9 protein-coding genes and 1 other RNA gene are annotated in these 11804 nt (G+C 32.3%); 5 read left to right on the top strand and 5 right to left on the bottom strand.

Annotation, left to right across the window (positions count from 1 at the left end; genetic code table 11):
* The first annotated feature begins 58 nt into the window (after positions 1-58).
* Positions 59-1849, top strand: coding sequence for a DUF885 domain-containing protein (locus AAFP94_RS12060; protein ID WP_316662990.1), 1791 nt, complete (start codon positions 59-61; stop codon positions 1847-1849).
* A 38-nt stretch (positions 1850-1887) separates the two neighbouring features.
* On the opposite strand, the gene AAFP94_RS12055 is transcribed toward AAFP94_RS12060, so the two are convergent.
* Positions 1888-3063, bottom strand: a complete 1176-nt coding sequence (locus AAFP94_RS12055; RefSeq protein WP_316662989.1) for a hypothetical protein — start codon at positions 3061-3063, stop codon at positions 1888-1890.
* Positions 3064-3173: 110 nt separating this feature from the next.
* Positions 3174-4469, bottom strand: a complete 1296-nt coding sequence (fahA, locus tag AAFP94_RS12050) for a fumarylacetoacetase (RefSeq protein ID WP_316662988.1) — start codon at positions 4467-4469, stop codon at positions 3174-3176.
* A gap of 201 nt (positions 4470-4670) precedes the next feature.
* Between fahA and AAFP94_RS12045 the strand changes: the two genes are divergently transcribed.
* Together AAFP94_RS12045 and AAFP94_RS12040 are read left to right on the top strand one after the other, a co-directional pair.
* Complete coding sequence (locus AAFP94_RS12045) at positions 4671-5942, top strand: serine hydroxymethyltransferase (protein WP_316662987.1); 1272 nt, start codon at positions 4671-4673, stop codon at positions 5940-5942.
* Positions 5943-5951: 9 nt separating this feature from the next.
* Positions 5952-7673 (top strand): FG-GAP-like repeat-containing protein, encoded by a 1722-nt coding sequence (locus tag AAFP94_RS12040; protein WP_316662986.1) that lies wholly within the window; start codon positions 5952-5954, stop codon positions 7671-7673.
* Here the strand turns inward: AAFP94_RS12040 and AAFP94_RS12035 are convergent.
* The 3 genes from AAFP94_RS12035 to AAFP94_RS12025 form a co-directional block, all read right to left on the bottom strand.
* Complete coding sequence (locus AAFP94_RS12035) at positions 7670-9229, bottom strand: right-handed parallel beta-helix repeat-containing protein (protein WP_316662985.1); 1560 nt, start codon at positions 9227-9229, stop codon at positions 7670-7672. The genes AAFP94_RS12040 and AAFP94_RS12035 overlap by 4 nt on opposite strands.
* Positions 9230-9297: 68 nt before the next feature.
* A complete protein-coding gene (locus AAFP94_RS12030) occupies positions 9298-9687 on the bottom strand; it encodes an acyl-CoA thioesterase (protein WP_316662984.1) in 390 nt (129 codons plus the stop codon).
* 3 nt (positions 9688-9690) lie between these two features.
* Positions 9691-10725 (bottom strand): glutaminyl-peptide cyclotransferase, encoded by a 1035-nt coding sequence (locus AAFP94_RS12025; protein ID WP_316662983.1) that lies wholly within the window; start codon positions 10723-10725, stop codon positions 9691-9693.
* Between the two features lie 88 nt (positions 10726-10813).
* On the opposite strand from AAFP94_RS12025, the gene ffs reads away from it, so the two are divergent.
* Both ffs and AAFP94_RS12015 read left to right on the top strand, forming a co-directional pair.
* Positions 10814-10912: signal recognition particle sRNA small type (ffs, locus tag AAFP94_RS12020), an RNA gene on the top strand.
* 59 nt (positions 10913-10971) lie between these two features.
* Positions 10972-11775 carry an SDR family oxidoreductase gene (locus AAFP94_RS12015; RefSeq protein WP_316662982.1) on the top strand — a complete coding sequence of 268 codons (804 nt, stop codon included), beginning with the start codon at positions 10972-10974 and terminating at the stop codon, positions 11773-11775.
* Positions 11776-11804: the final 29 nt, after the last annotated feature.

The following is an 11804-nucleotide window of genomic DNA, read 5'->3' as shown; positions in this document are numbered from 1 at the left end:
ATTTTCATTGCTGCTTATATTATCTATATATATATTTGTAAAAATTTAAATAAGCCAAATGAAAAACATACTATTAAACTTTTTATTATTTGTATTCTTATTTTCATGTAAAAATGAAACCGCAACTAATGTTGCAACAGATAACACTAGTGAAAAATTTGCAGAATTGCTCCACAATTATAATGAAGAAGGACTTGTTCTAAATCCGTTAAATGCAACCCAAGCAGGAGACAATCGTTTTAATGACCAATTACCTAATTTCTTATCTGAAGACTATAAAGCCAAGAAAAAAGCTTACTATAATAAATATAAGAAAGCTTTATCAGATATTGATGAATCACAACTATCTGATACAGAAAAAATGAGTAAAGCTGTTTTATTATGGGATTGTGAGATTAATCTTGAAGAGATGACATTTCAAAAAGATTTAATGCCTATCGATCAAATGTGGTCTTTAAATCTTGATTTTAATCAATTGGCAAGTGGTTCTACCTCACAACCATTCAATTTGGTCGAAGACTATAAAAACTGGTTGGAAAGGGTAGATTTTTATTTAGAGTGGTTAGAATCAGCCAAAGAGAATATGAAAAAAGGAATGGAATCTGGATATGTGTTGCCATCTTCTCTAATTGTTAAGGTAATTCCACAGTTTGAAGTTTTGGCTGCAGGGAATGTTGAAGACCATTTATATTACAGCCCGATACTTTTTATTTCTGAAGCGTTTTCTAAAGAAGAACGAGAAGAATTGATTAAAGCTTATACAGATATGGTATCAAATAAAATAATGCCAGCTCATAAAGACATGGTAGATTTTTTAAAGAACGAATACCTACCTGCTGGAAAGGAAAACCAAGGTATAGCCGCAGTAACACCTTTGGGAAACCAATACTATGTTCATCAGATAAAAAAATATACAACTACAAATATGACTGCTGATAAAATTCATCAGATTGGATTAAAGGAAGTAGCTCGGATTCAATCTGAAATGGATAGTGTTAAAAAAGTGATTGGTTTTGATGGTGAGTTAAAAGCTTTTTTCGATTTTGTAAGAACAAATAAAGATTTAATGCCGTTTACTGAAATATCTCAAGTCATTGCATATTATGATAGTATTCATAATGTGATGAAACCTCAAATTGATAAGTTGTTCGGAAAACAACCTAAAACACCTTTTGAAGTTAGACGTACAGAACCTTTTAGAGAAAAGTCAGCAGCTGCAAATTATAGTCCAGGCTCTGTTGATGGGACTAGACCGGGAATTTTTTATACACCTATACCTGATGTAGAATCTTACAATATTTTTGATAAGGAAGACTTGTTTTTACATGAGGCAATTCCGGGCCATCATTTTCAAATATCATTAGCGCAAGAAAATGAAGAATTACCAGATTTCAGAAAAACATTATGGTACAGTGCCTACGGAGAAGGATGGGCACTTTATACTGAATCTATGGGAAGTGAATTAGGATTGTATAAAGATCCATATCAGTATTTTGGTATGTTAAGTTCAGAAATCCATAGAGCCATAAGATTAGTAGTAGATACTGGTTTGCATGCTAAAGGCTGGACTCGCGAACAAGCCATACAATATTCAATAAATAATGAAGCGGAATCTGCCGATAGTATTGAAAGAGAGATTGAGCGTTATATGGCGAACCCTGGACAGGCATTGTCATATAAAATAGGACAATTAAAAATTATAGAATTACGAAACAAAGCTGAAAAAGAATTGGGTGATGAATTTGATATCAAAGAGTTTCATAATCAAATATTAGAAACAGGTTGTATCCCATTACAATTGTTAGAAAATAAGGTTAATAATTGGATTGATTCTTACCAAAAAAGTTAAATTGAATAAAAACTCCCAAATAACTTTGGGAGTTTTTGTTAGAAGTTAAATCTATGAATGATGTTTTTAAGCTTAAGTTTTAAATCTTCACCAGTATCATATACCATCTGCTCATTACTTGGAAAAGGGACTCTGTAATTTCTAGTTAAATCTATATCCTCACGAGTTAATGCTCTTTTATCACCTCTATATGAACCAAAAACGTTTTCAAAAACAAAACCACTATCAATAGGAAAGGTTTTTATAAGTTGATTGGTTTTTAAATCAGCGTATACAACATCTGCTATTATCTGTGAAGATTTTATTTGCACCACCTCAAAGAATCTAGCTCTTACTTCAACAATTTTGTCAATTTTAATATCATTTCCCAGACTATCTTTTGCCACATTACCATTACCATCCAATTGATATTCCCAACCGTCTACGATGTCTCTCTTTCTTAAAAACTCACGTTCATTAATTTGTTCTGGTGAAATATTAATCTGTTTTAATTGCAATTGCATAGAGTAATCATAATTTATGTTACCATCCATGTTAGAATGATAGGCTGTCCAGAATTTGTTGAGTCCATATGTATCAAAATTGAGCAAATCTTCTTCCAGACGTCTGGGAATAATCTGATGAGTTCGATTTTCAATAGACACAATAACATAATCTAATCCTTTTTGATAAGCTTCTTCCATCAAGTCTCTCGTATCAGCGTAATTAGGATTAATAGACTCAATATATTCGTAAGTACTATAGGCTTCGCGAATGTTGTTCTTATGTTCTGAATCCAATAATTTCAGTCCTTTTTCGTATAAATAATCAGATGCTTTTTCACGCCATTCAACTATATCATTACTATAGTCATTAAACTTAAATCTTAAATTCTTCCCATTAATATTTAATGGTAATATTGGTTTTATAGCTTCTTGACGAGCATTTAAATCAGAATAGATTTCGTATATATTTTGATACAATTCAGGATTATTATCTTTTTTAAGATGCGAGATGTCGTTTAAGTCTCTTTCAACAACCTTATAATAGGCATCTTGAAGCATAAAGGCATAGTCTTGCTTACGCTTTTTATCTTTGTTTGTTTCAAGTTTTTTTAGTGCATCATTAATTGCTTGATCGTAATTACCAGAATTTAATGCTTTTTCTACTTGTTTTCTTCCACTACAAGATATAAGTAATGAAAGTATTACAGAAAGGAGTAGTATTTTTTTCATAATGCTGGGGTTTACAATTATGATATTAGATTTTCAAATATGATGCCAATTAAGGGAAAATAATACTAATAAACAACAAATATGGTTTTAAATTGTTTATTATCAACAAGTTATTTTTTTATTTTCTTTGGTTTGAAAACAGGAAGCAACTGCGTTTTAACTTCGCCAAACCCGATTCTAGTACCATCATTTTCACAATAACCTCTCATAATTACCGTGTCAAAATCATTAATGAATTTTCGTTCAGTCCCATCTTTCATTTTAAGAGGTTTTTCACCTCTCCAGGTTAGTTCTAGCATAGAGCCATAAGAATCTGGAGTAGAGCCAGAAATAGTTCCACTACCCATCATGTCTCCTGAATTCACTGGACAACCATTTACGGTATGGTGTGCCAATTGTTGAGACATATTCCAATACATATATTTAAAATTTGATCTACTTACAACAGTTTCTTTAGACCCTTTGGGCTGTATGGCAACCTCAAGATTTATGTCAAAACTCTTTTTTCCTTTGTATTGTAAATAAGGTAATTGTGGTTTTATTGGTTTAGGACCATCTACTCTAAAAGGTTCTAAAGCATCTAAAGTTACAATCCAAGGAGACATAGAGGACGCAAAATTCTTTGCTAAAAATGGTCCGAGAGGAACATATTCCCATTTTTGAATATCACGCGCACTCCAGTCATTAAACAATACAAGACCAAAAATATATTCTTCGGCCTCATCAATAGGAATAGGCTCACCTAAATCATTAGCATCTGTCGTAATAAATGCCATTTCCAATTCAAAATCGACCAACTTACTTGGTCCAAAAACGGGTTCTGTCACTCCAGCAGGAAGCGTTTGTCCTTGTGGTCTGTGAACTGGAATACCGGAAGGAATAATGGACGAGCTTCTACCATGATACCCGACGGGGATATGTAACCAATTCGGCATTAATGCATTATCAGGATCTCTGAACATAGTGCCAACATTAGTAGCATGTTCTATACTAGAATAAAAATCTGTATAATCACCAATTTGTATTGGCAATTGCATTTCAATTTCATCTAATCTAAACAATACAATCTCTTTATGCTTCTTATTGCTCTTTAGAGTTGTATTTTCTGAATCAAAAATTTCTGCTATTCTGTTTCTAACTGCCCTCCACGTTTTTCTTCCATCGGCAATAAAATCGTTTAAAGTATCTTGAAGAAAAATGTCATCAGTTAAAGGAATTCCATCAAAATATCCGAGTTGATGTAATGCTCCTAAATCTATAGCAGTATCTCCAATCCTTGTTCCAATTGTAATAATGTCATCTCTAGTTAAGAATACTCCAAAAGGAATATTCTGTATTGGGAAATCTGAATTTTTATCAACGTGTAGCCACGATTTTCTATCAGGATTATTAGCAGCGATTGACATATGGTTTAAGTTATTGGTTTTATATAATTGATTTCAAACCTACATAATTTTTTTATTTTAAAAGGAAAAAAGCAATAAAAATTATCTTCTTGATAATCGTTAATAAATTAGTTAAAAACTTAAAGGTAAATATATATTTTTTACTGTTTTAAACTAATCTATTTCCTATTTTTGACGAATATTAAAATACAATCTTCAAATATGCAACGGGATAAACAAATTTTTGAACTTATAGAGGCTGAAAGAGAACGCCAACTTCATGGAATTGAACTTATAGCATCAGAGAATTTTGTTAGCGACCAGGTCATGGAAGCTGCAGGTTCTGTGTTAACTAATAAGTACGCCGAAGGGTATCCAGGGAAGCGTTATTATGGCGGTTGTGAAGTCGTTGATGAAGTGGAACAGATTGCTATTGATAGAGCAAAAACGCTTTTTGGAGCTGGTTACGCAAATGTTCAGCCTCACTCTGGAAGCCAGGCAAATACTGCGGTTTATGCAGCATGCTTAAAACCAGGAGATAAGATTCTAGGCTTTGATTTGTCTCATGGAGGACATTTAACTCATGGATCACCAGTTAATTTTTCCGGAAAACTATATCATCCTGTTTTTTATGGTGTAGATAAAGAGACAGGTAGAATTAATTATGATAAAATGGAAGCTATAGCAAAGGCAGAAAAACCCAGATTGATTATTGCTGGTGCTTCCGCGTATTCTCGAGATATGGATTTTGAGAGATTCAGAGAGATAGCAGATTCTGTTGGTGCTGTATTAATGGCAGATATTTCTCATCCAGCGGGTTTAATTGCAAAAGGTATTTTAAATGATCCGATTCCACATTGTCATATTGTAACAACAACTACTCATAAAACGTTAAGAGGTCCAAGAGGTGGATTAATTTTAATGGGTGAAGATTTTGATAATCCGTTTGGATTGAAATTAAAAAATGGAAATTTGCGTAAAATGTCATCTTTGTTAGACTCTGCTGTTTTCCCAGGAAATCAAGGAGGACCACTAGAGCATATTATTGCGGCAAAAGCTATAGCTTTTGGTGAAGCACTAACAGATGATTTTATGCATTATACCTTACAAATTAAGAAAAATGCGGATGCTATGTCTAAAGCTTTAGTAGCAAAAGGATATCATATTATTTCTAATGGTACAGATAATCATATGATGCTAATTGATTTAAGAAACAAAAATATATCTGGAAAAGATGCTGAACAAGCTCTTGTAAAAGCAGATATTACGGTTAATAAAAACATGGTGCCTTTTGATGACAAATCACCTTTTGTGACTTCTGGTATTCGAATAGGAACACCAGCAATAACTACACGAGGACTGAAAGAATCAGATATGCAAGCTATTGTAGAGCTTATAGATGAGGTGATTAATAACTATGAAAATGAAAATGTTTTACAATCGGTTAAGGAAAAAGTGAATGAAATGATGGCTCATAGACCATTGTTTGTTTAAAATCATAAAATGCACCTGAAGTTTAAAATACATATACTGTTTGTATTTTTAGCATCTCAATTATTATACACACAAATTTATTTTGAAGATGTAGCTTCAACTCTAGGTGTTTCAATTACTGGTAACTCAGGTACCGTTCTTGGTGGTGTTAGTTTCTATGACTTTAATAATGATGGTTGGGATGATTTAACATTTGCTAGCAAAGAAACATCGCCAGTTAGGTTTTTTAAGAACTTATCTGGAACATTTGTAGAAGAAACATTCAATATAACAATTACAGGCCATTCTAAACAGGTACTTTGGGTAGACTATGACAACGACGGTGATAACGATTTGTTTGTAACTAAAGTAAATGGCGTTAATGCTCTTTATCAAAACAATGGAAGCTTTGTTTTTAGCGATGTTACAACAGCGTCTGGATTTCCTGCGTTAACTGTACTTTATACTTATGGAGCCTCTTTTGGAGATTATGATAACGATGGTTTTTTAGATCTGTTTTTGTGTAATAAAGATAATAGTTATGTAATACCAAATCAATTATATCACAATAATGGTAATGGGACTTTTACGAATGTATCAGCAGCTGCTGGGATAAGTGATGTAGGGCATTTATCTTTCTGCTCTTCTTTTTTTGATTATGATAACGATGGTTTTCAGGATATTTATATTTCTAACGATAGATTTGATAATACAAATATCCTATATCATAATAATCAGGATGGTACCTTTACAGATGTAAGTATAGATTCAGGAACTAATGTTGCTGCAAATGCTATGTCCACAACTATAGATGATTACAATGATGATGGTTGGTTAGATATTTATGTTACAAACACTGTTGAAGGGAATTATCACTTACAAAATAATGGCGATGGTACATTCACAGATGTGGCTTCAACTGTTGGAACTATTTTTAATAGTATTGGTTGGGGTGCCAATTTTTTTGATGCCGATAACGATTCAGATATGGATTTGTACGTGAGTAGCATGGTCAATAATCCTGGAGCCGGTTTAATTATGTCAGGTTTTTATGAATGTGACCAGAGTTATAACTATTCCATTCCTAGTAATGCTGGTTTTGATAATGATGAATACATCAGTTTTTCAAATGCCATTGGCGATATTAATAATGATGGATATCCTGATTTTGTTGTTTCAAATCAAGCACCAGATAATCATACACTTTGGAGAAATTCTGCTGGATCTAACAATTGGTTAAAAGTAAAACTTCAAGGAAATGCGAGTAACAGAATGGGTATTGGTTCTTGGATTGAAATACTAGTCAATGGTAAAATGATGTATAGATATACACTTTGTGGAGAATCTTTTTTAGGACAGAATTCTGGCACTGAATTTTTTGGAGTTGGTAATGCGACCAATATAGATTTTGTTAAGGTAACATGGTTAAGTGGTATTGAAGACACATTTTTTAATGTTACAACAAATCAAGTTCTAAATATTGTTGAAGGTACTGGAGAGCTCTCCAATGAAGATTTTCGTCTGAATGCTATTAAATTAGTTCCAAATCCAACCAATGGTTGTGTAAATGTTACTAATTTTGAGCATGAACTCAACATCATTGTCAGAGACTTTTTAGGCAGAAAAATTAAAGAACAGGTTGTTAATTATAATAATCGAAGTATTGATTTAAAGGAATTATCTAAAGGTGTATATTTCTTTGTCATAGAAAACGGAAATAACGCAATAACTAAAAGAGTTATATTAAATTAATCTTCAAAGATAGTATGCTGATATGCGCCTAAATCTGGCGATGCAATTCTACTTTCATTAAGAATATCAAAAGGTACTTGACTAGCAAATGTAGAATGTCCAGCACCATTTGCACCAGAATCCTGGCCGATAATTAAATCGTTGGTTTCGGTATTACGAAAATCTGGCTCCTCATTAAAAATATTACCTTCGTAATGCGTTAAATCATTAAAATCATAATTAGGTCCAGTAAAGTTATTACTACTATTATCAAACCGAATTAAACAATTTGTAAATTTAAAATTAAAAGCAACGGAAGGATCTTCAATTTCGTCAAGGAAAATTTCGGGATTATCGTTGCCGTAAATAATGCAGTTATTAAAGTTGGCTTCAGATAAATCTGTTAAAAAAGCTGTACCTTCTTCATCTTGTACATAATTATTTAATAAAACTGAAGCAAATTGCCTAAATCCATTATTCCAATAGTTTGCTATGGTTGAATGTGTGAAGTTATATTTACCTCCAAAAATTCCGGCAAAAGACGATTGTCCAGAATTGTTAATGACTACATTTTCTCCTTTAATAGAAGTATTCCGTCCTAAAATTCCGAAGTTGCTAGAATTGTAAATTTTTGAATTTCTTATGGTTAACTTATCATTCATTGCATTTGGATTGGCATCGCTTAAAATACCAATGGTCGCATTTTTAATAGTAGCATAATTAATAACATTATTCATACTGTTTTCGAATAACCAAATAGTTCCCCATTGTCCTGGAATATCAGAGAAATCAGATTCTAAACGGTCGCCTTCAAAAATGACCTCATTTTCCAATGTGCCTTGGTCTGGACTAAAGCTGCCATTTACTTGCAAGGTGCCATTTTCTGCAATCAATAGGCCAGAATCGGTATGAAAGTGAACTCGTGCTCCTGCATCAACAGTTAGTGTTTCTCCATCGGGTACCGCTGCATAACCATAAATGACATAAGGTTTTTCATTAGTAAATGTTAGTTCTGTTGGTAATAGGTAACGCCCTTGAATTTCAGTATCCAATTGTTCTCCATTCACATTAAGGGTTAATGTCTCAATAACCTTTGTGGTATTGTCTCGATCGGGATATATAAATACAGCATCTTGAACCAAAGTAACCAATTCCACTGTTTGTAGATTCGCTCCTGAATCAAACTCTATTTTATCTGTGTATAAATAATTTCTGTTTGGGTTTGTAAAATTGTTAAAGTCTATGGTGGTTTCTATAAAAACAAACATACTGTCTTTTGCAAGAATTTCTACGTTTTCAAAAGATTTGCCAGGTAAGCCATCAACATTCAATCTGTATTCTGAAGTTTCACCAGAAGCTAGTCTTATAGAAGGTACGAGAATATCACTATTACCCTTGTTATAAACCTTTAAATTATAAGTGCTTGAACCAATATTGGTAAATACGGTATCTAAATAAACGGTGTCTTTTGAAAACTCTAGTTGACCTGTACTTGGTGAGAATTCGAAATCGTTACGGCAGGAACTCCAAAACACTAAAATAGAAAGGGAAAGAATAAAATAGAGGCTTCGTTTCATGTATTACAAATCAATTTTGGTAAAAATATAACTTTTGAAATTATGATATAGTATGATGTAAAATTATTTTATTTAAATAAGTCAATGACTTCTTGGGTTATTCTAGTAGGCTTTTTTGTTTGACTATTCATAAAACACCAATTGGTTTCAGATCTTGCAATGAGTTTTTCATTTTTTTCATTGTACATTTCAACAACTCTTGTTGAGGTCACACCTTCAGATTTTATAACAAAGGTTTTTAGTTTAACCTGATCATTTAATAATGCAGATGATTTATACTCTATGCAGTGGTTTATCATTACCCAAAAGTGATCTTTCAACATATTTGGTGTAGCATTTTTCTGCCAATGTTCTTTTGCGATATCATTTACCCATTGCACATAACGAACGTTGTTTACATGATTAAGACTATCTAAATCTGAATCGGAGACAGTAATGAAGTTTTCATAGACTTGCATATACTATTTTTCTACGATTTCAACTTCAAAAAGTTTATCCCAATTTTTCCCAGTAACAAAAATAGTATTGGTTTTAGAGTTATAGGCAATGCCATTTAATACATCAAGTCTGGCATGTTGTTTTACTTTATTTTTTAAAGAAGTAAAATCAATTACTGCTTCAATGGCTCCATTTTTTGGGTTGATAATGGCCACACCGTTTTTTTGATATCTATTGGCATAAATTTTGCCATCAATCCATTCCATTTCATTTAAACCAATAATTTTTCCTTTATTGGTATAAGCTTGTATTTTATCTTTTTCAGTCAAGGTTTCAGGATCTAAAGTCCAAATATTTTCAGTGCCATCACTTTTGTATATTTTTTGAGAGTCGTTGCAAAGTCCCCAGCCTTCTTTACTTACACCATATTTAAAACTACCAGTTCTTTCAAAAGTATGAACATCATAAATAAAACCAGTGCCACTTTCCCAAGTTAATTGATATATATTGTCATTTAAAATAGTTAATCCTTCTCCAAAGAATTCGTTGGATAAATTTAAATTTTTTAAAACCTCACCAGTTTTATAATCTACCTTACGAAGTTTAGACGAACCCTTTTGTCCAGTACTTTCATATAGCTCACCATTGTAAAACTCTAATCCTTGCGTGTAAGATGTAATGTCGTGAGGATATTCGTTTATGATATTGAACGTATAAACTTTAGGAGCTATACTATTTAAAATTGTGATATGAGTTGTTGTGGTTTGCTGATCATCTGAATAGTAAACGGTAGCACTAATTGTATGCTGACCAAGAGGCATATCATTTAATTTTGTTTCTTGCTCAATGGTCTTATCATTCATTTTATACTTGACAGAATCTATAATATGGTGCTTTGGATTTTCTATATCAAGTATTAATATGTCACTATTGGGAAGCGTATTTTTTTTGGCATTTACATTGATTGAAAAATCACTTTTTATATGCCCAGAATTAGAACCACATGAAAAGATTATGATTCCTAAAAACAAGAATAAGAGGAGCTTATAGGTTTTCATTTTTTATTCAAAATTTTCAGCAAGTTATTTATTAAAATTCAGTTTAAAAAATCATTGTGAAAGTTTTAAAAGGTTGTATCTTTGCACTCGGCAAGTCCTACACAACCAGCTCCTGCTTAATCCTCCAGGGCGGGAACGCAGCAAAGGTACGCGGTCGTAGCGGTGTGATGTAGGTAGCTTGCCTTTTTTTGTGCTCATTTCTTTCCTTTTATTATTGTATTTTTGAATTTATAATTTTAAGTGAATATGTCTAAAGTTGTTTTAATAACTGGAGGTTCTTCTGGTATTGGTAAATCTATAGGAGAGCTTCTTTTAGAAAAAGGATACATTGTATATGGTACCAGCAGAAACCCACAAAACTATCCTAATAGTAGGTTTCCAATTTTGGCCTTAGATCTTACCCAAAAAGATACGATTAAGTCTTGTATAGAAATCCTATTTGAAAAAGAAAACAGGTTAGATGTTCTAATTAATAATGCAGGAAAGGGAATCACAGGTCCAATTGAAGAAATATCTGAAGTTGAAATTAAGAGAAATTTTGAAACAAATCTCTTTGGGCCTATCAATACTATTAAATTTGTTTTGCCTCACATGAGAAAGCAAAACTCTGGACTCATAATCAATATTACATCCATAGCAGGTTATATGGGTTTACCATATAGAGGAATTTATAGTGCTAGCAAAGGTGCTTTAGAACTGATTACCGAAGCTTTTAGGATGGAAATTAAAGACTTTAATATACAAATGACCAATGTGGCACCTGGAGATTTTGCCACCAATATTGCAGCTGGTAGATATCATGCGCCGGTTTTAGAGAATTCTCTATATAAAATACCTTATGGTAATACCTTAACGTTAATGAATGAGCATGTTAATGGTGGTAGTAATCCAACAATAATGGCTAATGCAATTCTCAAAATAATTCAAACCAACAAGCCTAAAATTCATTATAAGGTTGGTGGTTTTTTGGAAAAAATCTCAATAGTTTTAAAACGAATTCTTCCAGATAGGGTCTATGAAAAAATGCTTTTGAAATTCTATAAGTTATAATCTTGGTACATTAATTGATATGTAAAATT

The sequence above is a fragment of the Gilvirhabdus luticola genome (assembly GCF_040117515.1).
Lineage (GTDB): Bacteria > Bacteroidota > Bacteroidia > Flavobacteriales > Flavobacteriaceae > Gilvirhabdus > Gilvirhabdus luticola.
The sequence above is the reverse complement of the archived record's forward strand: the minus strand, read 5'-3'. Positions and strand labels throughout refer to the sequence as shown.